Here is a 23,157-nt window from a genome sequence, read left to right as displayed (position 1 = left end):
CAGCAGTTTCCAGTCGTGGGGCACCGCTTCCTGCTAGAACGTGGCGGCCGGACACCGATCGGCCGCGACGACGACCATCCGGATGACCTCACGCACCGAGGCCGTTGTGTCGCGCCCGGAAATCGGAGCCTTGTTTTCGAGTGCGGTTCCGTGATTCGTAGCGCTCGAAATTCGGAGGCGCGATAGGGCTGTATGTCACTTTCTTGTCCTCGACTATTAGAAGATTGGCTCGCGTAAGACGTTCGGCAGGACTCTCAAGCTCGCGGCGGTCAGCGCGCCCCGTCGATAGCCCGGTGCCTCGTTGACGAGGCAGCCGTCGAACGGCTTCAGCCAGTCAAGAACCACTGGCACCGTTCACCGGCCACGACCGGGAGTGAAGCGCGGAGGCCGGGTGGCGGGCGCCCAAGTGGCGGCGGAGGTCGGGTGGCGGGCGCCCAGATGGCGGCCGTCACCCGGCCTCCGCGGCGTTCATTCCCGGAAATCGCCGCGAGGGAGGGCCGGGGCGTGCGGGCTGGGAAGCTTCCGTCTAGAATCAAATTCTAGGATTTCGGGCGGAAGGAGCCGTGCGTGGATCTGGAACTGGACGGGCTCGAGGTGACCTTCGATCACACCGCCGTGGCGGCGCCGAGGATCAGGGACCTGCTCCCCATCTACCGTGACCTGCTGGGCGGCGAGCATCTCGGCGGTGGCGGAGACAACCGGGTGAGCGGTTTCCGCACACTGCAACTCACCTACGCCAACGGCGGCAAGGTCGAGCTCATGGAGCCACTGTCCGGATCGACCTTCTTCGACACCTTCTTCGAGCTGACCCGGGGCAGGGGCGGTGTCCACCACCTGAACTTCCACGTCAACGACATCGAGACCGCGGTGGCCAGGCTGACCCGGCGCGGCTACCGGATGCACGGGCTGAACATCGGAGATGTCCGCTGGCGGGAGGTGTTCCTGCATCCGAAGGAGGCGCAGGGCGTGCTGATCCAACTCGCCCAGCCCGGCTCGCGCGACGCCGACGACTGGCGGGCGACGCTGGAGGAGGTGCTGGCCGGACGGGGCAGGAACGGAGACGGCATCCCCAGCCCGTGAGAAAGGTCTCCCGCGACACCGAATCTAAACTCTAGAGTGTAATTCTAGAAACGATTGGGGAGGCCGATGAAGCCGGTACCGAAGTCCACGCCGGAGACGCAGCCCTTCTGGGACGGCGCGGCGGCGGGCGAGCTGAGGATCCAGCGCTGCCAGGCGTGCGCGCGGCACTACTTCTACCCCAGGCCGAGCTGCCCGCACTGCGGCGCCGCCGAGGTCGCGTGGGTGCGGGCCAGCGGTCGCGCCACCCTCCACTCCTACGTGATCAACCACCGGCCGGCTCGCGGGTTCGAGGACGACGGCCCCTACGCGATCGCCGTCGTGGAGCTGGAGGAGGGCGTGCGGATGATGACGAACATCGTGGGCGTCGAGATCACGCCCGAGAACCTCCCCCTCGACCTGCCCCTTCGCGTCGTCTTCGAGCAGCGCGGCGACGTCAGCGTGCCCCTCTTCGAGCCCGCCGGGGGAGCCGCATGACCATCGTGATCGCCGGGGCCGCCGAGACCGACGAGGTGGGGCGCCTCCCGCAGCACTCGACCACCCGGCTGCACCTGGAGGCGGCCCGCAACGCGCTCGCCGACGCGGGCATGACGAAGGATGACATCGACGGCATCGCCACCGTGGGGACCCCGGGGCCGATCCAGATCGCGCACGCTCTCGGCATCACCCCTGCCTGGCTCGACGGCACCGCCGTGGGCGGATCGTCCTTCATGTTCCACGTACGGCACGCGGCGGCGGCCATCCGGGCCGGCCTGTGCCGTACCGTGCTGATCACCCATGGCGAGTCGGGCAGGTCGCGGGTCGGGGCGTCGCGGTTCGGGATGGGAGCCGATTCGCTGGCCGGGCAGTTCGAGCTGCCCTACGGCGTGATGGGACCCGCCACGATGTTCACGCTGACGGCACTGCGCTACATGAAGGAGACCGGGCTCACGCACGAGCAGCTGGCCGAGGTCGCCGTGGCGCAGCGGCGGTGGGCGCAGCTCAATCCGCGGGCGATGTACCGCGACCTGATCACGGTGGACGACGTGCTGGCCTCGCGGCTGGTCGCCTACCCGTTCCACCTGCTGGAATGCTGCCTGGTGACCGACGGCGGCGGAGCGCTGATCGTGACGTCGGAGGAGCTCGCGCGCCGGAGCCCGGTCTACCTGCTCGGGTCCGGCGAGGCGGCCGAATCCCCGATCATCTCGCAGATGGAGGACTTCACCACCTCCAAGGCGTTCCGGCTCTCGGGCCAGGCGGCGTTCGCCGAGGCGAAGATCTCCCATGACGATGTGGACCATCTCATGGTGTACGACGCCTTCGCGCACGTGCCGATCTACGGGCTGGAGGACCTCGGGTTCGTCGGCCGGGGCGAGGCCGGCGCGTTCATCGCCGAGGGCCACACGTCACCGGGCGGCCGGTTGCCGCTCAACACCAACGGCGGCGGCCTCTCGTACACACATACCGGGATGTACGGGATGTTCGCCATCCAGGAGGCCGTCCGGCAACTCCGTGGCGAGGCGGCGGCCCAGGTGCCGGATCCCGAAGTGAGTGTGGTGCTGGGCAATGGCGGAATGTTCGCCTCGGCTGCCACACTCGTCCTGTCGAACCGGCTTCCCTAGAGCCCCGCGGCGGCGGCGAACTCCCCCCGGCCGCCGCCGCGGATCGGCCCCGCCCCGCGGTCGCGGTGGGCCACCCCGCCCGCGACGCGACCGGCCCGGCTTGCCGGTGGGGCCGACGAGCGCGATCGGCCGGCATGTCAGTCGCCGATGGTGCCGAGCCGGGCGTGGCCCTTGATCAGGTTGCGGGCGATCGTGCGGCGCTGGATCTCGTCGGTGCCCTCGAAGATGCGCAGCAGGCGCAGCTCGCGATACCACCTCTCGATCGGCAGCTCCTTGGTGTAGCCCATGCCGCCGTGGATCTGCAGCACCCGGTCGACGACCTGGTTGGCCATGATCGCGCCGTTGAGCTTGGCGATCGACGAGGCGTGCCGGGCGTCCAGGCCCTCCTGCACGCGCCAGGCCGCGTACAGCGTCAGCCACTTGGCCGCCTCGATCTCCACCTGCGAATCGGCGATCATCCACTGGATCGCCTGGTATTCGGAGATCGTCTGGCCCATGGACTTGCGGATCTTGGCGTAGTCGATGGCCATGCCGAGCATGCGTTCGGCCGACCCGATGGCCCTGGCGGGGATCATGTACCGGCCCTGGCCGATCCACTGCATGGCCAGCTCGAAACCCTTGCCGAGCTCGCCGAGGACGTTCTCCTCCGGCACCCGTACATCCTGGAACACCAGGGAGGCCGGGCCCCACTGGCCCATGGTCGGGATCGGCTCGGACCGCCAGCCCATGTCGCGGTCGGCCAGGAAGCAGGTGACGCCGTACGGCTCGGTCACGGCGAAGACCATGACGAAGTCGGCCTCGGTGCCGCCGGTGATGAACGTCTTCTCACCGTTGATGATCCACTCGGCGCCGTCCCGGACCGCGCGGGTGCGGATGTTCCGGGCGTCGGAGCCGGCGCCGGGCTCGGTGATCGCGAAGCAGGAGCGGCGCTCGCCCTCGATCGTCGGGATGAGGTAGCGCGTCTTCTGCTCGTCGGTGCCGGCGTAGAGGATGTTGTCGGCACTGCCGCCGAAGGTGAACGGGACGAACGTCCTGCCCAGCTCCATGGCGATGATCGCGGACATCACGGGGCCGAGGGCGGCTCCGCCGTACTCCTCGGGGGTGTTGATGCCCCAGAAACCGCTCTTCCTGGCCTTGGCCCGCAGGTCGCGGACGGTGTCGGGGTCGAGCCCGGGGCGGCCTTCGCGCTCGTTGCGCAGGACGTCGGCCTCCAGCGGCATGATCTCCTTCTCGACGAAGGACCGGACCGTGTCGCGGATCTGCCGTTCCTCGGTGCTGAGCGAAAAGTCCACAGCCGCCTCCCAGACTTTTAGAATCTTCTTCTAGGAAAGAGAGTCCTGCCACCTCGGCGACCTGTCAAGAACAGGATTCTAGAATTCGTTCGGCTACGATGTTCGCATGGCACGCAAGTCATCGTGGGAGTGGAGTCGCACGGCCGAGACCCGCAAGAGCATGCTGCGGGCGGCTCGCGAGATCTTCAGTGAGCACGGCTTCGCGGAGGCCAACGTCGCCGACGTGGTGGCCCGCGCCGGATCGAGCGTGGGCAGTCTCTACCACCACTTCGGCGGCAAGACCGAGCTGTTCCTCGCGCTGTACGAGGACCACCAGGCGGCCCACGAGGAGGCCTCGGCCTCCAGCGTGGCCCGGGCCAGGCAGACCGGTGTCGACGACCCGGTCGAGCTGCTGATCTCCGGCGCCCGGGCCTACCTCGCCGGAGCCTGGGAGCGGCGCGACCTGGTCAGGCTCTTCATGAACGGCGACGGCCCGCCGGGGTTCGAGCTGATCCGCCGCACCCGGGGCAGGGAGTGGGTACGCCAGAACGCCGTGCTGCTCGGCGCCGGGGGCGAGCCGCTCGACCGGTTCACCGTGGCCGTGCTGACCAGCGTCATCGCCGAGGCCGCCCGCGAGGTCGCCACCAGCGACACCGAGCAGGAGGCGCGGGAGATCACCGAGGCGGCGATGACGCTGATCCGCCGCCTCGACCCGCTCAGGGGGCTGGACGAGGGCTGATCGTCGCCCGGCCCCTGTCGATCACCACGGTCCCGTCGTCCTTGGCCGTCCTGAACAGCACGGCCGAGCCGTCCACCCAGATCGAGACCGTGAGTGACTCGCCGGGAAAGACAGGGCTGGTGAACCTGCCCGACATCGCCGCGAACCTCGCCGGGTCCGACTCCGCCACGGCGTGCAGCAGCGCCCTGCCGGTCACGCCGTACGTGCACAGGCCGTGCAGGATCGGGCGGTCGAACCCGGCCCGCGCCGCGAACTCGGGATCGGAGTGCAGCGGGTTGTAGTCACCGGAGAGCCGGTAGATCAGCGCCTGGTCGGGGCCGGTCGGATAGGTCACCTTGTGGTCGGGAGCCCTTTCGGGCGCGGCCCAGTCGTCGCGGGGGCCGCGGTCGCCGCCGAATCCGCCCTCGCCCCTGATGAAGACGGCGCTGCGGCTCGTGATCACGGGCTCGCCGGTGTCGGGGTCGACGGCCAGGGATTCGCTGGTGACCAGCGCGCCGGACCCCTTGTCGTAGATCCCGGTCACCTTCGAGGTGGTCCGCACGCGGCCCGCCGGAGGCAGCTCGCGGTGCAGCTCGAAGGCCTGCTCGGCGTGGACCAGCATGGCCGGGTCGAAGTCGCCGATCCGCCGCCCGCCCGGCGTCTGCGCGGCCAGCACCGCGAAGGTGGGCAGCACCCGTTGGTGCCTCTCCGTGCAGAAGGCCGGCTCGCGCGCTCCCGCGCCGACTCCGAGGGCGTACAGCATGGTGTCCTTGGCGGTCCACGAGCGCTCGTGCGGCGGGCTCTCGACGCCGATCGATCCGTGGTCGAGCGGCATGTCAGCTCTCCCGTCCGGGGATCCGGCCGTTGGTCAGCGCGTTGGGCGCTGCCTTGTCGACCAGGGCGGGAATGACCGCGCCCAGCTCGGCCGGGTCCCACCGGCCGCCCTTGTCGACGCCGGGGCCCGCGTGCCAGCCCTCGGCCACGCTGATCGCCCCGGCCCGCACGTTGAACACCCGGCCGGTGACGCCCCGGGCCTGCGCGCTGGCCAGCCAGACCACCAACGGCGCGATGTCGTCGGGGTCGGCTCCGGCGCCGCTCGGGATGAGGCCCTCCGTCATGCGGGTGAGCGCGGCGGGTGCGACGGCGTTCACCGTCACGCCGTACCTTTCGAGCTCCTTGGCCGCGATGACGGTCAGCCCCGCGATGCCGGCCTTGGCCGCGCCGTAGTTGCCCTGCCCGGGGTTGCCGTAGATCCCGGAGGAGGAGGTGGTGTTGATGATCCGCGCGTCCACCGGCTCGCCGGCCTTCGCCCTGCCCCTCCAGTAGGCCGCGGCATGACGCAGCGGCGCGAACGTGCCGCGCAGATGCACCCTGATGACCGCGTCCCACTCCTCGGCGGTCATGTTGACCAGCATGCGGTCGCGCAGGATGCCCGCGTTGTTGACCAGCACGTGCAGGTCTCCGAAGCGGTCGATGGCCGACTGGACCAGCCGGGCCGCGCCGTCGAAGTCGGAGACGTCCTCGCCGTTGACGATCGCCTCCCCGCCCAGCGCCTCGATCTCCTCGACCACGTCGGCCGCGGCCGCCGACGAGCCCGTGCCGTCGACCTCCGCGCCGAGGTCGTTGACCACGACCTTCGCGCCCTGCCGGGCGAACTCGAGGGCGTGGCCGCGCCCGATGCCCCTGGCCGCGCCCGTGACGATCACCACACGACCTTCGACGATCCCGCTCATCTGACTCCTCGATCCTTGACCGGTTGAGGGCGTGAACTAGATTCTAGAACTACGGGTGGGCCGCCAACCGGCTCGGTGGAGCGGTTGGTGACCGGCGTACCGGTGGGCGCTCGGCTGCATGGTCGTGGTCTCGGCGCTCAACGTGCCGGCGTGCACGGCCCGGAGCAAGGGCACCTGACCGGTACCGATACGGTGGCGCAGTGGCACGAAACTCCCTGGCTCAGCGGCATGTCTTTCCCAGAATGGTGCGGTTCGCGGATATCGATTCGCTGGGACATGTGAATAATGTCCGGTTCTTCGACTACCTGGAGGACGCCCGCCTGGGAATGCTCCACATCGATCCGTACAAAGCGGGTGACGCCCCCTTCAAGAGCCTCGTCGTCGCCCGGCACGAGATCGACTACCGCCGCCCGCTCGGCTTCCGCGCCGAGCCGGTCCGGGTGGAGACCTGGGTGACCGAGCTCCGGCCGGTCAGGTTCACGCTCGAGTACGAGATCCGCGACGACCACGAGGTGTTCGTCACCGCCACCTCGGTCCTCGTCGCCTACGACGTGGAGCGCGCGGCTCCTCGCAGGCTGACGGAAGAAGAGATCGTCTACCTCAGGCGCTTCCAGGTCGCCGGCTAGCGCCATGCCGTGAGAGACGCGCACCGCGGGCGCTGGCTGATGCTCGGACTGGGGGTCAACGCGCACGCGAGCGTCACGGTCGGCCTCTTCGGCCTCCCGCTCGTCATGCCGGACATCCAACGCTTCTTCGGCGTCTCGCTGCCCATCGCCGGCGTCATCGGAAACGCCCCTGCGCTCGGTGTCCTGGTCGCCCTCGTCCCGTGGGGCATGCTGGCCGACCGGCGCGGCGAGCGGCTCGTGCTCGGCCTCGGCGTCGGGCTGGCGGCCGTGACGTTCGCCTGCGTGGCTCTGGTCACCCAGGCCTGGGCGGTGATCACCCTGCTGGCGCTGGCCGGCGCGGGAGGCTCGGCCGCGATGGTGGGCGGCGGCCGGATCGTGCTGGGCTGGTTCCAGCCACCCGAACGCGGCGTCGCCATGGGCCTGCGCCAGGTCTCCTACACCCTCGGCATGGCCCTCGCCGCCTTCGTCCTGCCGCCCGTCTCGCGGGCCCACGGCATCCCAGGCGTGCTGGTCGTCTGCGCCGCCGTCAGCCTGCTGGCCGCCGTGCTGGCCGCGCTGCTCCTGGCCGACCCGCCGCACGCGGTCTCCGGCACCCGCCCGCCGTCGGCCGCCTCGCCGTACCGGCAGGCCACGCTCTGGCGGGTGCACGCCACCAGCGCCCTGCAGGCGGTGCCGCAGATCGCGGTCAGCACGTACGGCGTGACCTGCCTGGTCGGCGTCTACCACTGGGACGTCGTCCGGGCGGGGCAACTGTTCGGCGTGGCCGCGATCGGCGGCGCGGCGGCGCGCATCGCGGTGGGCCGCTGGTCCGACCGGACGGGCCTGCGGATGGCGCCGCTGCGGATCCTGACGTGCGCTTCCCTGGTCGTGCTGTCGCTGCTGGTGCTGGGCACCGCCACGCGGTCGTGGCTCGGACCTGTCATGCTCGCCCTGGCCGCGCTGATGACCGTGGCCGGCAACGGCCTGGCCTACCTCGCGGCGGGGGAGCTGGCCGGCCCCGGCTGGGCGGGACGGGTGCTCGGCACCCACAACACGATCCAGAACACCGTCGCCCTGGCCATCACCCCGCTGGCCGGGGTGCTGATCACGAGCGCGGGCTACTGGGCCGGGTTCGCCGCGGGGCTGGCCTGCGCGCTGCTCTCGCTGCCCGTCATCCCCGCCCGCGGCGAGCCGAACGCCCACGGCGCGCCCGGACCGTCCTGATCACCCGGTGCGCAGCCAGATCGCGGTGTCGGGCGGCAGCCGGTCGTCCGCCGCCGGCCCGGTCGCCATCAGCACGCTGTCGTGCGGCGGCAGCCGTACGGGCTCCACTCCGCAGTTGATCGCGCAGGTCAGCGGCCCACGGGTGAAGAAAAGCGCATCCGAGGAGGAATCCAGCCACTCGATGGTGTAAGGAATCGACCCCAGCAGCTCGCGACGGCAGGTCAGGGCCCTGCGGTAGAACTCCAGCATCGAGCCGGGGTCACCGTTCTGCGCCTCGACGCTGAGCGCCCCGAAGTCCGGCGGCTGCGGCAGCCACGGCCGCACCCCGTCGGGGGAGAACCCGTGGGACGCCCCGCCGGACGACCACGGCAACGGCACCCGGCAACCGTCACGGCCGGGCAGCGTGCCGCCCGACTGGAGGAAGACCGGGTCCTGGCGGGCCTCCGGAGGAAGATCCCGCACCTCGGGCAGGCCCAGCTCCTCTCCCTGGTAGAGGTAGGCCGATCCGGGCAGCGCCAGCATGGTGAGCAACGCCGCCTTCGCCCTCGCCGGCCCGGTGCCGGGGTCGTCGGCCTCGTAGCGGGTGCGGTGCCGTACGACGTCGTGGTTGGACAGCACCCAGGTGGCGAACGGCACGGTCGCCAGGGTGTCGTCGATCACCTTACGGAACGCCGTGGCCGACCAGGGGGCCTGCAGCCAGGCGAAGTTGAAGCTCTGGTGCAGCTCGTCCGGGCGGACGTACAGCGCGAGGTCGGCCAGGTCGTCGGTCCACACCTCACCCACGGCCATCCGCTTGCCCGGGTAGCTGTCGAGCAGCTTGCGCCAGTCGCGGTAGACCTCGTGCACCTCGGGCCGGCCCCAGATCGGCGAGGCCGCCTTGAACGACTGGTCCTTGACGTCCGGCAGCCCCTCCTCCTTGTACAGGCCCATCGCCACGTCGATGCGGAACCCGTCGACGCCCCTGTCGAGCCAGAACCGCAGGACGTCGAGGAACTCCTCGTGCACCTCGGGATTGCGCCAGTTGAAGTCGGGCTGTCCGGGGGCGAACAGGTGGAGGTACCACTGCCCGTCGGGCACCTGGGTCCACGCCGGACCGCTGAACGTGGACTGCCAGTTGTTGGGCTCGTCGCGGAAGATGTAGCGGTCGCGGCCCTCGCCGCGCAGCGCCGCCCGGAACCAGGGATGCTCGGCCGAGCTGTGGTTGGGCACGACGTCCACGAGCACCTTCAGCTCGTGGGCGTGCGCTTCGGCGACCAGCGCCTCGAAGTCGGCCAGCGAGCCGAATAACGGGTCGACGTCGCGGTAGTCGGCGACGTCGTAGCCGCCGTCGGCCATCGGCGACGGGTAGAAGGGCGTCAGCCAGATGGCGTCGACCCCCAGCCCGCGCAGGTAGGGGAGGCGCTGCCGGATGCCGGCCAGGTCGCCGACGCCGTCTCCCGAGGCGTCGGCGAAGCTGCGAACGTAGATCTCATAGACGACTGCGTCACGCCACCAGGGGATAACCATGGGGCGGTCATGCCCGCTATGTCGGGGAGTTCACCAAACTGCGGGCCGCGTTGACGAGATAGGTCCAGAGCCGCGTCTCCAGCTCCTCGGGAAGCTCCAGCGAGTCGACCCCGTCACGCATGTGCTTGAGCCAGGCCTCACGCTCCGCCTCGCCGATCACGAACGGCACGTGACGCATGCGCAGCCTCGGGTGGCCGCGCTCCTGGCTGTAGGTGTTGGGGCCGCCCCAGTATTGGATCAGGAACCCCCGCAGCCGGTCTTCGGCCCCCGTGAGGTCTTCCTCCGGGTAGAGGGGGCGCAGCAGTGGGTCCTTCGCGACGCCCTCGTAGAAACGATGAACGAGGCGCCGGAAGGTCTCCTCGCCCCCAACGGCGTCGTAAAAGGAGGTTTCAGTCACGTGCACAAGCCTATGCGTTGGGAACCATGGCGATGCCCGCGGAGTCGAGCGCCAGCTTGACCCTGAGCCGGAGCTCCCGCGCCACCTCGGCCTGCTTGGCGGGCAGCGTCTTGACCGAGACGCGGAACACCAGCCGGCTGTCGGACAGCTGCTCCACTCCGTAGACGTCGGGCCGCTCCACGATCACCGTCTGGCGGAACTCCGGGTCGTCCCACAGCTCGTCGGCCACCTTCCCCAGCAGGTCGCGCACCGCCGAGATGTCGCTGGCGTAGCCGACCGGCACGTCGAGGTAGGCGCGCGACCAGCCCTGCGACTCGTTGCCGACCCGGGTGATGGTGCCGTTGCGGACGTACCAGACGCGGCCGTCGGAGTCGCGCAGCCGGGTGACGCGCAGGGTGACCGCCTCCACGGTGCCGATCGCGGCGCCCACGTCGATCACGTCGCCCACGCCGTACTGGTCCTCCATCAGCATGAACATGCCCGCGATGAAGTCCTTGACCAGCTCCTGCGCGCCGAAGCCGACGGCGACGCCGAGGATGCCCACGCTGGTCAGCAGGGGAGCGATGGGGATCGTCAGCCGGTCGAGCACGGTCAGCACCGCGGTGCCGATGATGACGATCGTGGCGATGTGCCTGAGCACCGAGCCCATGGTCTCGGCGCGCTGCTTGCGGCGCTCGTGCAGCAGGGCGTCGATGCCGTCGGTGGCCGCGCCCTTGCGGAAGCGGGTGGCGATGGAGCCGGTGGTGGCCGCGCGGTTGACCACCTTGGTGATCAACCGGTGCGCGATGTTGCGGATGACGAACCCGAAGATCAGGATCAGGATGACCGTGATGGCGCTGGCGGCGATCGGCGCCCAGACCGCGCCGTCGAAGAGGCTGGCGAGTGTGGAGCAGATGATCGTGTCGCCCTGACAGGTCGTCGCCATCTGCTGGCTCACCTGGTCCAGATCGAGGAGGTCGGAGGTCGGGGTGGGCGAGGGCGATGGCGCTGGTGTCGCCAGCATGAACACGGGGTGAATCCCTCTCCGTAAAAGCGATTCGGTCGGCGGTCTTCTGGACCTATTTTGGCCCAGAAGAACCGCCGACCGAACCGGCCGCCGTCACATCACGCCGGGGAAGACGGGGTCGTCAGGGTTTCGTGGCCGCGGAGGGCGAGATCCTGACGCTCCGGTGACGGACGGCTCGGACGGGACACGCACCCGGAAGCATGTCCCGTGCCGTTCCGGGGAGGGGACCACCCGCCGGATGACCGGAAGGCGGCTTGTTCCGTACGGCTCACCGGCCGTACGCGCATCTGATCGGTCGTGGTCCGGAACCGGCGGGATGACCAGGACCCGTTGAGGGGCCTCCGCACCGGCCATCCCGCCGGCTCCCTGTGGCCGCAGCGGGTGCGGTGAGCCGTGGTGGCTGCGCTCCACCCGGGTCACCGCCCTGTCACTCCCCCACTGCGGCGAGCACTCGCGCGACCTTCGTCGCCGCACCAGCCGGGTCATCGGCCGTGTGCATCCGCTCGCCCCACGACCAGCAGTACCACCAGTCCGGGAGGTCGGAGACCGCAGTCGGCCGACAGGTGACGTTCTCGGAGAGGCTCGTCGCGTTGGGATTGATCACGCGTACGAACAGCCGTCCGCTCTGGGTCCGGACCACACGTGCGAGCAACCCGCGTGCGCCGAGCTCTGACACCAGGCGCTCGAGGTGCCCGGAATTGTCGTCCCCCACCTTTCGTCCCTCCCTTGAATCGTTGCTGGTGGGCCAAAGATGACTCAAGTCGGTCCGCTACGCAATGCTGCATCTGTGCTCACAGGGAGTCGCTATCTCCCTAGTGGGATGTAAGAAACAGTCCGCCGGAGGACGATCCTTATCCGTAAACTTCAGGCGGGCGTTTTCTTCCTGCCAACACTGGTTCATAGTCTTAGGTAGTCACAGTGCAACCTGGAGGCTACGCTCAGTCATCGGTAGCGGACCGGTCGGGACGTGTGTGAGAGGGGCCGGGATGTCCGGCAGGCAGCACAGGGAAACAGAGATGGCACGGCGGATTCGGGCCAAGGGCCTGGCCGCGGGTCGCACCGCCGCGCAGATCGCCGAAGAGATCCACGAAGCCTGCTCCCCGCAGTTCGGCACCACGAAGATCAAGAGTCACCGTCTCTCCTACGGCATCGCGCTGGCCGACGTCATCGAGCAGGTGAGAGCCCTGTTCGAGCGTGACTCCAAGGGGCCGCCCGGCATCGGCGAGACGCTGCTGTCGGCCTACGAGAGCGGGCTGAAGCGACCGGGTCCCGAATACCTCCACTACCTGTGCACCGTCTACCGGGTCGAGCCGTCGGTGCTCGGCTACGACGGGCCGTGCATCTGCGGTCACGGCCACCGGATGCCCGGGGTGATCGGCGGCGACGTCAAGGAGCGGTCCGCGACATCCGCGCAGGCGCGCGATCTGCTGGCCTCCTCGCGGGAGGAGCCGGGGCGCGACAACGAGGAGGACGAGAACGTCCTGCGGCGCACGTTGCTGCAACTCCTGGCCAACAATCCCGAGGCGAAGCTCGACGGGCCGGTCCTCGGCGCGGTCGAGGGCATCAGGCGGCGGATGGACGACACGCTCGTCTCGGCCACGGTCTCCGCCGCGATGCTCGACCAGTGGGAGGAGGCCACGCTCAGTTTCGGCCGCCAATACTCCACCACCGCGCCCCTGCGGCTGCTCTGCGACGTGCTGCTCGAACTGAGCGCCGTCCGCAACGCCATGTCCTGCCGCCAGCCGATCGACCTGCAGGAACGCCTGTGCCGCATGAGCGCGCAGCTGTCCGGGCTGAGCGGCATGATCATGATCAATCTGGGTGACCACCGGCTGGCCCGCTCGTTCTTCCGCACCGGCCGCACCGCCGCCGACGAGACCGGCGACCGCGCCCTGCGCGCCTGGGTGACCGCTCGCGAGGCGCTCGTCCCGCTCTACTACGGAGACGCCCGCGAGGCGCTCAACCTGGCCAAGAAGAGCCGCGACCTGGCCGGCCAGACCCCCTGCGCCGCGCAGGCCATGGCCCCGGTCGTCGAGGCCCGCGCGCTGGCCATGCTGTCGGGCACCGACAGCAAGAAGGAGGTCGTCGACCAGGCCAAACGCGCACTCGCGCGGGCCCGCAACGCCTTCACCCACATGAAGAGCAACGAGCAGGAGGACATGGCCTTCGGCTACACCGAGCGCCAGCTCTACTTCTACCAGGGCGACGTGCTGACCAAGCTGGGCCAGACCCTGGAGGCCGAGGTCGTGCTCGACCAGGCGCTCGACAAATACCAGGACCACATCCTCGACCAGACGCTGATCAGGCTCGACCGCGCCCAGTGCCGGTTGATCGAGGGCGACCTCACCGACGCCCTCGAGATCGGCACCCAGGCGCTGGCCCTGCTCGGCCCCGAATACCGCACCGACTTCATCATGCGCCCGGCGCTCGCGCTGGAGCAGTCGATCCTCGCGCGTGACAGAAACCATCCCGGTCTGACCGCCTTCCAGGCGCAGCTCCGCCCGTCCGTGGCCCTCGGCGAGGGGCGTGGCGGTGCATGAAGCCGAAGATCCGGCGCTATCGCTGGTCTGACCTCGACACGATCCTCGCCCTGCACCAGATCAGCCTCGCCGAGGTGGGCCTGACCCCCGGCGACGGGGTCTACTACGATGACGACTTCCCGCGCATCCAGGAGATCTATCTGGCCTGTGGCGGAGACTTCCTCGTCGGCGAGGTGGGCGGGCGCGTCGTGGCCATGGTCGGGCTGAAGCCCATCGACTCCGAGACGGCCGAGCTGTGCCGGCTCCGGGTCCATCCGGAGTTCCAGAGGCGGGGTTTCGGCACCGCCATGCTGGTCGCCATGGAGAGCAGAGCGGTGGAGCTCGGCTTCCGGAGCATGCGCGGCGACACCACGCTCCGGCAGGAGGCCGCCCTGGTGCTCTACGAGCGGTACGGCTGGCGGGAGATCTCCCGGTGCCCCGTTGGCGACAACGTGGTGGTCTATCTGGAGAAGCGGCTGGTGCCCGCGGCGGCGATCGAACGCTGACGCTCCTGTCCCGTTGAAGGCGCATGTCCGCACTCGCACGCCTAACCTGCGGAAAACGAAGAAATGGCAGGCGTGTGGCGGAATGGCCGGTTCGACTTCGGCAGCGGATAAGGATGTACGAACCTGTGGGTGAGGCACTTACCTCCGGGTGGTAGAGGAACATCACCGGCTGCTGGCTGTACATCCATGGCTGCGTTTTGTAGTGAGATGCTTCGGCCATGGCAGTCGTGCCCGCTCCCCGACCCCTCCTGGGAGCCGTGCTTCTGTTGTTCGTCAGCGCCGCTTGGGGGTCGGCGTTCCCGCTGATGAAAGATCTCATCCTCCGCTTACCGGTCGAGGACCTGTTGGCCGAGCGCTACATGATCGCGGCGCTGACGCTGCTCGCGCTCCGGCCCAGGTGCCTTCGGGGGCTGTCACGGCGCACCTGGGGCATCGGGGTGCTCCTCGGCGTCGTGTTCGGTGTCGGGCAGACGGCCCAGGCGGTCGCGCTGGACAGCCTGCCCTCGGCCGTGTCGGGGTTCGCCGTCGGGTGCAGCGTGGTGATCACGCCGCTGCTGGCGCTGGCCCTGTTCCAGACCCGGATACTGCGACGGGTCTGGGTGGGGGTCGGGCTGGCGCTGGCCGGCATGACCGTGTTCACGCTGCTGCGCGGGGTCGGTGAGCAGGAGATCTCGCTGCTGGCGCTCGGGATGACGCTCTGCGCGGCGGCGCTCTACGCCGGGCACACACTGCTGCTCGCGTGGTTCTCGCGCACGGGCAAGGCCTTCAACGCGTACGCGCTCACCGTGATCCAACTGGCCACCATCGGCGTCATGAACGGCGTCTTCGCCGCCCGCGACGGCTTCGACCTGCCGGCCACGGTGTCCGACTGGGCGATCCTGGCGCACCTGTCGGTCGTGTCGTGCGCGCTGGGGTTCCTGGCGCGCTCGTACGCCCAGGCGTACCTGTCGGCCGTGCCCAGTGCGGTGCTGATGTCGTCGCAGCCGCTCTGGGTGACGCTCATCGCGGTCGTCTGGTTCGACGAGCCGCTGAGCTGGAGCATGATCGTGGGCGGCGCGCTGCTGGCCGCCGCGATGCTGCTGGCCGTGCCCTCCGTCAACGCCCCGCCACGGGTCAGGCCCGAGGCCTCACGTGACCGCGAGCTGCTGGCCGTGTCCCGGCAGGCCTCGCAGCGGCTGGCCGACCTGAAGATCAAACGGAACGATCCGTTGAAGCTGGGCGCCGAACCCGTTCCGTTCATCGCGAAGAGCGCCTGCGCGAGAGACCAGGCGTGCCGGTGGGACGGGCATTCGGGCAAGGGCAGCAGAGAGCCCAGCCTGGAGAGGCTGATCGAACGGGCCACTCTTATCGTCCGCGCGCGAAACGTGTCCGGGCCTGGCTGCTGCCAGTCGGTCACCCTGCTGGGACGATGTCTCTGCGAGCTCATGGAGGAATCCGAGCAGGCCAGAATGGCGGCGAAGCCCTGCTGGTTTCGTGCCAGATAGGTCGTTCGCGCCTGCTACATAGCAGGCGCTTTTTGGCAATTAACATCGCACTTATTAGTCCCAAAACTTGATAAGCGTTGAAGTGTCCGAATAATGGTGGAATAACCCCATGTGGAGGCACGCCATGAAGCGGATCGTCGTACGTAAGCCAGGCACTGCGAAGCTCACCGGGACCTCCAGCGTCATACACAAGGGGTGACCGAGGACAGGTCCCACCTCGAGGCTCAGGGCGTGCCCAACGCCCGAACCGGGGCCGTGCGGCTGCTGATGCCGATGATCGACGGGCACCGGCGACCGCACGGCCCCTACACGGTCGGCTCGGCGTTGCTGCACCATCTGGTTCCCGGAGCTCTGGAACGTTCCCCTGGCGAGGTGGCGGCTCACGACATCGAGATCCGCGCGGTCGCGCCCGGCCTGGGAGATCGGGTGGCCGCCCGGCGGATCGCCATCGACGCGGGCCTGCCCGACGACGAGCGCATCCTGGTGCCCGCACCCCGCCGCACGCTGCGGCTGGCCAACGGGGTCACGGACTTCGTGCGTGCCGTGGTGCCGCCCGGCAGGACGCTGGTGGTGTGCAACGGCGACCAGGCCGACCCGACGGACACCGAGCTGCTGGAGGTGATGGCGCGCAGGATCCCATCACGCCAGCTGACCATCGTGGTCCAGCCCGACGGGCCGGAACCTCCCGAGGACTCACGCGACGCCGGGCAGCTGTGGGAGATCGTCGACCGGTGCGTGCGGGAGGGTTTCCTGCACGCGGTGGTCGAGCTGGGCAGGCGCGGGCTGGCGCGCACCGAGCCGGGCGGCACGCCGTGGTGGCGCTTCGCCCAGCGCACCGCGACCGCGCTGGGCGGGCTCGGGCGCACCGGCGAGGCCCGCGAGGTGTGGGCGTCGGTACGCGGGTCGAGCCAGGATCCGGGCATGCACGCCGCCGCCGCGTACGGCATGGCGATGCTCGAAGCCCGCCACCCCGACCCCGCGCGGCGTGACCTCACCGCGGCCCGAGGCTGGATCAACGAGGCGATCGCGATCTCCGGGCTGCTGCCCGACCCCGCGGAGCGGGCGTTCAAGCTGGGCTTCGACCGCAACGGGCTGGCGCTGATCGAGCTGCGGGAGGGGCGCCGGTCGGCCGCGCTCGCGCTGGTGGAGTCGGCCCTGGAGCTGGCCCGCGAGCTGGGGGAGCGTCATCCCGTGCACCGGATGGTGCTGCTGGCCAACCGCGCCCGGCTGCTCGCGGGGTTCGGGCGCGCCAAGGAGGCGCTGGAGGACTACGCGGCGGCGATCGCGATCGACCCGGTGTTCCCCGACCACTACCTGGAGCGGGGCAACCTGCTGGTCGAGCTCGGCCGGCACGATGAGGCGCTGGCCGACTACGAGAGCGCCATGCGGGCCGGCCCGCCACTGCCCGAGGCCCACTACAACCGGGCCGAGCTGCGGATTCTCCGCGGTGACGTCGAGGGCGCCCTGGCCGACCTGGACAGGGTGATCGAGCTCGACCCGCGTTACCTGGACGCCATCGTCAACCGGGCCGGGCTGCTGGCCGGGCTGGACCGCGACGAGGAGGCCAGGGCCGATGTGACGGCCGGCCTCGCGCTGGCTCCCGGCGACCCTCACTTGCTGGTGGTGCTCGGCCAGCTGGAGACCACGGCCGGGCGGTTGGAGGAGGCTCGCCGGATGCTCGACCGGGCGGTCGAGGCGGCTCCGTCGATGGCGGCGGCCTGGGGGAGCCGGGGAGTGCTGAGGTTCGCGGCAGGGGATCCGGAAGGCGCGCTGCAGGACCTGTCACAGGCCATCGGCCTCGAACCGCTGCCGGACCTGTACGCCAACCGCGCGGTCGCCCTGCGCGCGCTCGGCCGGACGGCGGAGGCGGACGCCGACGAGGAGCGGGCATCGCGGCCGCCTTGACACGCGGCCGCCTTGACACGCGGCCGCCTTGACACGCGGCCGCCTTGACACGCGGCAGCTCTGGAGACGTCGCCGGGCCGGTCCACGATGTCCACCCCTCTCAGGAGAGGTCGTGCGGCGGCTGACCGCGGAGGTCGACGATCGCCTGGATCCACCACAACCAGGTCACGGCCCCCGCCACGCCGACAGCGACCAGGGCGACCAGTGGCTCGCTCAGGACGAACTCCGTCACCAGCGCCACCGAGCTGCTGATCGCCACGGCGAGAGAGGCCGAACCCGCGATCGCCAGTCGGCCGCCTCGCTTCAGCATCCTCTCCTTGAACCGGGTGCGGAACAGCAGCCGATGCTGCACGGCGGGCGTGATGAAGCAGACGGACGCGGCGGCCGAGCCCACCAGTGCGACGAAGTAGAGCGACCGCCCGACGGTGTCCAGCCTGTCGAACCCCACCTGGAAGGGGACGGCGAGCAAAAACGCGAACAGTACCTGCACCCCGGTCACCGCGACGCGCAGTTCCTGCAGGAGTTCGCCGAGTTCGCGGTCGACCTGGGCCTTGCGGCTCTCCTCCGGCTCGCGCTCAGGAAGCGACATCCGGCTCCCTCGCTCTCCTGCACGGCCGTTCCTCGTGCTGCGGCCGATCGGCTAAGACGAGCTGACGCGAAGTGCGTCGGCTCCTGCCTTTTCACCTCCGTCCGGAACGTGAGATGGCTATCAGAAGGATGACGAAGACCGTCACCAGCACACACGTGCCGATGACAGCCGCGGTGGGGCCGTAGTGGGGCAGGTGCGTGTAGACGGCCGGGCCGGCGATGCCGAGGCCTGCCCTGGAGAACCGCATGGGCCTGTCTCCTTCCGGCCCCGTCCCCTTCGACGTCTCGTCTCGTGGCACCGGTCGCGGCCGATGGAGAGCACGGAGGCGGTGACCGCCGCGTCTGATGGTCGTGCTCTCCACCGCGCGACCGGCTGTCAGCTGGGCATGAGCACCTTGTCGATGATGTAGACCATGGCGTTGCGGGTTGGCACGCCACCGCAGACGACGTTGGCATTGTTGATCATGAGCTTCTCGCCGGAGCCCTTCACGGTCAGCTCACCGCCTTGCAGGGTTTTGAGAGTGGCCCCCGTCAGCTCGGCAGGAGTCTTCTTGCCCTCCACCACGTGATAGGAGAGGATCTTGACCAGTTTCTCCTTGTCGGCCATGAGCTTGTCTCGGGTGTCAGCCGGGATCGCCTGAAGGGCCTGGTTGTCCGGCGCGAAGAGCGTGATGGCCTTGGCGGAGTTGAGCTTCTCCTCCAGCCCGGCCTTCTTGACCGCTTGCGAGAGCGTGGACAGCTCGGGGATCTCGGACAGGGCGGTGCCGACTGGCTTGTCCGCGATGCTCGGCAGGCTCTTTTCGACCGAGGCGCAGCCGGGCCCGACCGGCCCGGCACCAGAGGTCGGTGTCGGTGACGTCGTCGATGTGGTTGTCTGCGGTGATGGTGTGATGTGTGATGGTGCGCCGATGGTACCGATGGTGGCGGTCATCGCCAACGCTGTCACGACAAGCACTGACGCCATGCTGATCACCCCGGTTCGAGTGTTGTGGCGCGAACCCGCCATGCCGTGAGGCGTGCCGGACGCGCGCCGCGGATCTCAATCTTCAGTTTCGGCGGCTTGGCGGAAGGTGGGTGTCACCGTTCGCCTAAGAAAGCCACAACATGTCTTCGCCCACATCAAGAACTACAAGATCTTGCGCGCATCCGGGCCGTGGAGCGTTCGCGGGTGGCCGCCTTGACACGCGGGCCGGTCCGATGGAGTCACCGGGCTGCCCGAGCTGCGCGAGGCGGTGGACGGCGGCCACTGGCGGCAGGACCGCGAGGCGCTCGGCCAGGTGCGCTCGGCGGAGGCGACGGGCGGCCGAGTAACGCAATCCGGGCAACCGGTTTACGGAGTGGGATCGATGCCGGGGCGGGCTAGCGCGACCCGGGGAGGAGCAGGGTCTTGCCGGTGACCGCACGCGCCTCGATCGCGGCGTGCGCCTCGGCGGCCGACTCCAGCGGCAGGGTGAGGCCGATCGTGGGCCGCAGGCGACCCTCGGCGGCCGCGGCCAGCGCCTCCCGGGCCAGCTCGCGGTGATCGGCCGGTGGCCAGGTCACCGCGGTCACCCGGGGATCGGGCGTCGTCATCGGACCGCCCGCCATGCCGTACACGCTCAACCGCCCCCCGTCGCGCAGCAGGCCCTGCGCCGCCGCGCCGATCTCGCCGCCCACACCGTCGAACACCACGTCGAGCTCCCCGGTCGCGGCACGTATCCGGTCCGCCCAGGCGGGGTCGGTGTAGTCGACGGTCAGCTCGGCCCCCAGCTCCTCGGCCAGGCGGCGTTTCGCGGGACTGCTCGCCGCGCCCACCACGCGCGCCCCCGCGGCGGCGGCGAGCTGGACGAGCAGGCCGCCCACCCCGCCGCCGGCCGCCTCGACCAGCACCCACTCGCCGGGCCGGGGCGCGGCGGCGCGCATGAGGCCGACGGCGGTGCGCCCGTCGGCCAGCAGCGCCACCGCGTCCTGCGCCGACAACCCCTCGGGCACCGGGATCAGGTCGCCCGCGTCGGCCACCGCGAGCTCCGCGTAGCCGCCCGAGCCTCCCAGCGTGCTCACCACCCGCGCCCCGGTGGCCGGCACGACGCCCGCGACCCCGTTGCCCAGGATCACCGGCAACTCGACGCGGCGCGGACCACGGTCGGCCCGCAACTGCGTCTCGACGAACGTGATGCCCGCCACCTCCACCTCGACCAGCACCTGTCCCGGCCCCGGGACCGGATCGGGCACCTCCTCGACGACCAGCGCCTCGGGTCCTCCGTATTTCCTCAACACCACCGCGCGCACGACGCACCCTCCTTAACCGGAGCGCTCTGCTCCGGTAGGAATCTATATCGGAGCGCTCCGCTCCGCAACGCGGCTATCCTGTTCCCATGAGCACGGCGGGCACGGGCGGGCGCGGCAGGCGGGCCGAGGCCGCCAGAAACGACCTCAGGCTGCTGGAGGCCGCCCACGAGGTGTTCACCACGCAGGGCTTCGACGCGCCCGTGTCGGCCATCGCCAAGCGGGCCGGCGTCGGCATGGGCAGCCTCTACCGCCGCTATCGCACCAAGGAGGAGCTGCTCCAGCGCCTCTGCCTCATCGCCATGGAGCGCGCCGTCACGGCGGCCGAGGACGGCCTGGCCTTCGCCGACCCGTGGGAAGGGCTGGCGCACTACGTACGCACCTGTGTGGGATTCGGATCGGGCGCGCTCGCCCCCGTCGCCGGCACCATCGAGGTCACCGAGGAGATGGGGACCACCGCCCGCCGGGCCATCGAGCTGGCCGACCGGCTCGTCACCCGGGCCCGCGAGGCCGGTGTCCTCAGAGACGACGTGACCGCGCTGGACATCTCCCTGCTCATGGAGCAGTTCAGCCGCCCCGCCCCCGGCCCGCCCAGCGAGCAGCACCGGCACGTCAAGCGGCGCCTGCTGGCCATCACCCTCGACGGCCTGCGTGCCCCCGGCGTCACCCCGCTGCCCGGAGACCCGCCGGGCGTCGACTGGTACGAAGGCCGTTGGCGGACCACCCCGTAGGACTACGGTTGGACGCGTGGGTTTCGACGAGCTGCTACACGATCTCCAGCAGGGAGCCAGCGCCCAGGCCGCGGGCATCAGCCGCGGCTACGGCGGGCCCCCCGCGCGTTCCATGAGCGTCAAATCCGGCCTGGCCCGGCTGCGCTGCGCCTCGCTGCTCAAACCCCTGTACGCGTGGGTGACGGCCGGCCACATCCCCGACGACGAGCGCTGGCGGCGGCACGCCGAGCCCGCGGTCGTGGTCTCCTCCAACACCGACACGCTCAACCTGTGGCTCGCCGTGGGCCCCCGCGTCATCCTCGACGACCTCTACCAGCGCACCGGCATCGTGTGGACCCCGCCCAACGGCGACCCGTCGAGGTTCGGCTCCGTCGAGGTGGCCGCCGACGAGGTCGCCACCGCCTACGCCGCGCTCGCCCAGGCGGCCGTCGCGGGCGACCCGGTGGCGGCGACGGTGCTGGACTGGATGCGTCAGGTCGAGGGCACGCAGGCCTACGGCACGCGCGAGGCTCTGCACGCGCCCGAGGCCGGGATCAAGTGCGGCTGGTACGGCGCCCCTGACGAGAGTTGCCTGCGCACGCATGCCGTGGCCGTCCTGCCGAGGGGCGGCACCCGGGCCACGGTCGTGGTGGGCATGACCGCCCAGCCCTACACCGACGAGCGCGAGCGCGAGATCTACCAGGCCAGAGTCGGTGAGGGGCTGCCGGTCGAGGCCGAGCACGAGAAGGTCGCGGGGCCCCTGCTGCGCCGGCTGATGGCCACCACCTTGGCCGAGCTGGGCCACCGGGCGCCATGACGGGCCGACGGCGAGCCATCGACGGCGGCCACGCAGGCCAGGGTCCAGGCCGGCGTGCAGGCCGGCGTGCAGGCCACCGTGCAGGCCACCGTGCAGGCCACCGTGCAGGCCGGCGTGCAGGTCAGCGTGCAGGTCAGCGGCGGCCGGTGAGTTTGGCCACCACCTCGGCCAGCTCGGGCGGCTCGACCCCGTCCGGCATGCTCTCCAGCCAGGCGTAGCCGAGATAGGCCTCGCTCTCCTCCGGCGTCAGCGCGCCCGGGTCGACCTCCGGCCCGGCCTCGTCGAAACGCGCCAGAAAGAACGGCTCCGTCGTCACATATCTCACGCCGAGCCACCGGAAGTCGCGCTGGACCTCGACCCAGACATCCTCCACGACCGAGCCGGGCAGCCCGGTCTCCTCGGTCAGCTCTCGCCTGGCCGCCTCCAGCGGCGTCTCGCCCGGCTCGAGCCCGCCACCCGGCGGCTCCCAGATCGCCTTCCCGCTCACCCGGTCATGCCAGTGCATCAGCAGCACCCTGCCCTGCCCGTCGAGGCACACCACCCGCGCCGCCCGCCGATCGACACCCTCCACCGGTCACCCTCCGTAGGCTCAGCGTTTCATGGCGCCGTCGGCGATGGCGTCGGCCGCCTCGCCGATGGCCATGCCGACGATCTCCAGCCGCCGCACCAGCTCGCGTTCCTTCATCGCGTCGGCCGTCAGCTCGCCGGAGAAGATGCGGGAGATCTCGTACTGGTACATCCGCCTGATCGCGCCGCCCGTCTTCTTCGCCTCCAGGGCGTCGTGCACCACGGCCGAAGGGCGGGAGGCGAAGTCGCGCACGGCGTTCTCCAGCGCGTCGATGCCGGTGATGACCTGGTCGAGGAGCGGGGTGAAGCGGATCTGGTCGGGGACCCGGTAGAGGTGGGACTCGCGGACGAAGTCGCGCAGCGAGTCGAGCACGTCGTCGATCGAGCGTGACAGCCGGAAGAGGTCCTCGCGGTCGATGGGGGTGACGAGGGCGGTGCGCAGCTCCTCGACCAGGCGGCGGCGCTCCTCGTCGCCGAGGTGCTCGATCGCGCGCATCTGCTCGTGCGCGCCCGTCCGGCCGACCTCGCCGCCGATCATGGCCATGGCCAGCCAGGCGCCCTCCTTGGTGGCTTCGAGCTGCCCCAGCAGGGCCTCGGTCAGCGCGCTGTCCATGCGTCCGGTCATCAGGTCGCGGATGCGCCGAAGTCGCTTCATCGG

General features: G+C 70.3%; 25 protein-coding genes. 12 read left to right on the top strand and 13 right to left on the bottom strand.

Annotated elements, in window-relative coordinates; translation table 11 throughout:
* Nucleotides 1-567 precede the first annotated feature (567 nt).
* The 3 genes from AB0C16_RS06220 to AB0C16_RS06210 all read left to right on the top strand — a co-directional run bounded on the left by AB0C16_RS06220 (nucleotide 568) and on the right by AB0C16_RS06210 (nucleotide 2,678).
* Complete coding sequence (locus AB0C16_RS06220; RefSeq protein WP_357679455.1) at nucleotides 568-1,080, top strand: VOC family protein; 513 nt, start codon at nucleotides 568-570, stop codon at nucleotides 1,078-1,080.
* A gap of 66 nt (nucleotides 1,081-1,146) precedes the next feature.
* Entirely contained in the window at nucleotides 1,147-1,554 is a 408-nt protein-coding gene (locus AB0C16_RS06215) for a Zn-ribbon domain-containing OB-fold protein (protein WP_357679452.1), read from the top strand.
* Complete coding sequence (locus AB0C16_RS06210) at nucleotides 1,551-2,678, top strand: thiolase (protein WP_357679450.1); 1,128 nt, start codon at nucleotides 1,551-1,553, stop codon at nucleotides 2,676-2,678. The genes AB0C16_RS06215 and AB0C16_RS06210 overlap by 4 nt, the downstream gene beginning before the upstream one ends.
* A gap of 137 nt (nucleotides 2,679-2,815) precedes the next feature.
* Here AB0C16_RS06210 and AB0C16_RS06205 read toward each other — a convergent pair whose 3' ends face one another.
* Nucleotides 2,816-3,970: an acyl-CoA dehydrogenase family protein gene (locus AB0C16_RS06205; RefSeq protein ID WP_357679448.1), complete on the bottom strand. Its 1,155-nt coding sequence runs from the start codon at nucleotides 3,968-3,970 to the stop codon at nucleotides 2,816-2,818.
* Nucleotides 3,971-4,076: 106 nt separating this feature from the next.
* Between AB0C16_RS06205 and AB0C16_RS06200 the strand changes: the two genes are divergently transcribed.
* A complete protein-coding gene (locus AB0C16_RS06200) occupies nucleotides 4,077-4,688 on the top strand; it encodes a helix-turn-helix domain-containing protein (protein ID WP_357679445.1) in 612 nt (203 codons plus the stop codon).
* Here the strand turns inward: AB0C16_RS06200 and AB0C16_RS06195 are convergent.
* Nucleotides 4,666-5,502 (bottom strand): MaoC/PaaZ C-terminal domain-containing protein, encoded by an 837-nt coding sequence (locus tag AB0C16_RS06195; RefSeq protein ID WP_357679443.1) that lies wholly within the window; start codon nucleotides 5,500-5,502, stop codon nucleotides 4,666-4,668. The two genes, AB0C16_RS06200 and AB0C16_RS06195, sit on opposite strands and share 23 nt — an antisense overlap.
* 1 nt (nucleotide 5,503) lies before the next feature.
* A complete protein-coding gene (locus tag AB0C16_RS06190) occupies nucleotides 5,504-6,400 on the bottom strand; it encodes an SDR family oxidoreductase (RefSeq protein WP_357679441.1) in 897 nt (298 codons plus the stop codon).
* A gap of 242 nt (nucleotides 6,401-6,642) precedes the next feature.
* On the opposite strand from AB0C16_RS06190, the gene AB0C16_RS06185 reads away from it, so the two are divergent.
* Together AB0C16_RS06185 and AB0C16_RS06180 are read left to right on the top strand one after the other, a co-directional pair.
* Nucleotides 6,643-7,026, top strand: coding sequence for a thioesterase family protein (locus AB0C16_RS06185; protein WP_357679898.1), 384 nt, complete (start codon nucleotides 6,643-6,645; stop codon nucleotides 7,024-7,026).
* A 9-nt stretch (nucleotides 7,027-7,035) separates the two neighbouring features.
* Nucleotides 7,036-8,229 (top strand): MFS transporter, encoded by a 1,194-nt coding sequence (locus AB0C16_RS06180; protein ID WP_357679439.1) that lies wholly within the window; start codon nucleotides 7,036-7,038, stop codon nucleotides 8,227-8,229.
* On the opposite strand, the gene AB0C16_RS06175 is transcribed toward AB0C16_RS06180, so the two are convergent.
* The 4 genes from AB0C16_RS06175 to AB0C16_RS06160 all read right to left on the bottom strand — a co-directional run bounded on the left by AB0C16_RS06175 (nucleotide 8,230) and on the right by AB0C16_RS06160 (nucleotide 11,850).
* The gene (locus AB0C16_RS06175) at nucleotides 8,230-9,735 is read right to left on the bottom strand and encodes a glycoside hydrolase family 13 protein (RefSeq protein WP_357679437.1); all 1,506 of its coding nucleotides are present in this window, start codon (nucleotides 9,733-9,735) and stop codon (nucleotides 8,230-8,232) included.
* Between the two features lie 16 nt (nucleotides 9,736-9,751).
* On the bottom strand, nucleotides 9,752-10,132 hold the full coding sequence (locus tag AB0C16_RS06170) for a globin (protein WP_357679434.1): 381 nt from the start codon (nucleotides 10,130-10,132) through the stop codon (nucleotides 9,752-9,754).
* 10 nt (nucleotides 10,133-10,142) lie between these two features.
* Complete coding sequence (locus AB0C16_RS06165; protein WP_357679431.1) at nucleotides 10,143-11,135, bottom strand: mechanosensitive ion channel family protein; 993 nt, start codon at nucleotides 11,133-11,135, stop codon at nucleotides 10,143-10,145.
* 430 nt (nucleotides 11,136-11,565) lie between these two features.
* Nucleotides 11,566-11,850: a hypothetical protein gene (locus AB0C16_RS06160; protein WP_357679429.1), complete on the bottom strand. Its 285-nt coding sequence runs from the start codon at nucleotides 11,848-11,850 to the stop codon at nucleotides 11,566-11,568.
* A gap of 304 nt (nucleotides 11,851-12,154) precedes the next feature.
* On the opposite strand from AB0C16_RS06160, the gene AB0C16_RS06155 reads away from it, so the two are divergent.
* From AB0C16_RS06155 to AB0C16_RS06140, 4 genes are all read left to right on the top strand, one after another.
* Nucleotides 12,155-13,678 (top strand): XRE family transcriptional regulator, encoded by a 1,524-nt coding sequence (locus AB0C16_RS06155; protein ID WP_357679427.1) that lies wholly within the window; start codon nucleotides 12,155-12,157, stop codon nucleotides 13,676-13,678.
* A complete protein-coding gene (locus tag AB0C16_RS06150) occupies nucleotides 13,675-14,163 on the top strand; it encodes a GNAT family N-acetyltransferase (RefSeq protein ID WP_357679425.1) in 489 nt (162 codons plus the stop codon). Before AB0C16_RS06155 ends, AB0C16_RS06150 begins: the two co-directional genes overlap by 4 nt.
* 257 nt (nucleotides 14,164-14,420) lie before the next feature.
* A complete protein-coding gene (locus AB0C16_RS06145; RefSeq protein WP_357679422.1) occupies nucleotides 14,421-15,647 on the top strand; it encodes a DMT family transporter in 1,227 nt (408 codons plus the stop codon).
* 195 nt (nucleotides 15,648-15,842) lie between these two features.
* Nucleotides 15,843-17,552, top strand: a complete 1,710-nt coding sequence (locus tag AB0C16_RS06140) for a tetratricopeptide repeat protein (RefSeq protein WP_357679420.1) — start codon at nucleotides 15,843-15,845, stop codon at nucleotides 17,550-17,552.
* Nucleotides 17,553-17,652: 100 nt separating this feature from the next.
* On the opposite strand, the gene AB0C16_RS06135 is transcribed toward AB0C16_RS06140, so the two are convergent.
* From AB0C16_RS06135 to AB0C16_RS06120, 4 genes are all read right to left on the bottom strand, one after another.
* Entirely contained in the window at nucleotides 17,653-18,141 is a 489-nt protein-coding gene (locus AB0C16_RS06135; protein ID WP_357679417.1) for a DUF6328 family protein, read from the bottom strand.
* Between the two features lie 91 nt (nucleotides 18,142-18,232).
* Complete coding sequence (locus AB0C16_RS06130; RefSeq protein WP_357679415.1) at nucleotides 18,233-18,388, bottom strand: hypothetical protein; 156 nt, start codon at nucleotides 18,386-18,388, stop codon at nucleotides 18,233-18,235.
* Nucleotides 18,389-18,516: 128 nt separating this feature from the next.
* Nucleotides 18,517-19,071, bottom strand: a complete 555-nt coding sequence (locus tag AB0C16_RS06125) for a fasciclin domain-containing protein (RefSeq protein ID WP_357679412.1) — start codon at nucleotides 19,069-19,071, stop codon at nucleotides 18,517-18,519.
* Between the two features lie 428 nt (nucleotides 19,072-19,499).
* Nucleotides 19,500-20,408, bottom strand: a complete 909-nt coding sequence (locus tag AB0C16_RS06120; RefSeq protein ID WP_357679409.1) for a zinc-binding dehydrogenase — start codon at nucleotides 20,406-20,408, stop codon at nucleotides 19,500-19,502.
* Nucleotides 20,409-20,494: 86 nt separating this feature from the next.
* On the opposite strand from AB0C16_RS06120, the gene AB0C16_RS06115 reads away from it, so the two are divergent.
* The gene (locus tag AB0C16_RS06115) at nucleotides 20,495-21,136 is read left to right on the top strand and encodes a helix-turn-helix domain-containing protein (RefSeq protein WP_357679407.1); all 642 of its coding nucleotides are present in this window, start codon (nucleotides 20,495-20,497) and stop codon (nucleotides 21,134-21,136) included.
* 16 nt (nucleotides 21,137-21,152) lie between these two features.
* The gene (locus AB0C16_RS06110) at nucleotides 21,153-21,932 is read left to right on the top strand and encodes a hypothetical protein (RefSeq protein ID WP_357679405.1); all 780 of its coding nucleotides are present in this window, start codon (nucleotides 21,153-21,155) and stop codon (nucleotides 21,930-21,932) included.
* 133 nt (nucleotides 21,933-22,065) lie between these two features.
* Here AB0C16_RS06110 and AB0C16_RS06105 read toward each other — a convergent pair whose 3' ends face one another.
* Entirely contained in the window at nucleotides 22,066-22,503 is a 438-nt protein-coding gene (locus AB0C16_RS06105; RefSeq protein ID WP_357679403.1) for an NUDIX domain-containing protein, read from the bottom strand.
* 18 nt (nucleotides 22,504-22,521) lie between these two features.
* Complete coding sequence (locus tag AB0C16_RS06100) at nucleotides 22,522-23,154, bottom strand: DUF47 family protein (protein WP_189127704.1); 633 nt, start codon at nucleotides 23,152-23,154, stop codon at nucleotides 22,522-22,524.
* Between the last annotated feature and the right edge of the window lie 3 nt (nucleotides 23,155-23,157).

Origin of the sequence: Nonomuraea sp. NPDC048916 (assembly GCF_040649575.1) — a bacterium.
Classification (GTDB): domain Bacteria; phylum Actinomycetota; class Actinomycetes; order Streptosporangiales; family Streptosporangiaceae; genus Nonomuraea.
This window is presented reverse-complemented; position numbering and strand designations above follow the sequence as displayed.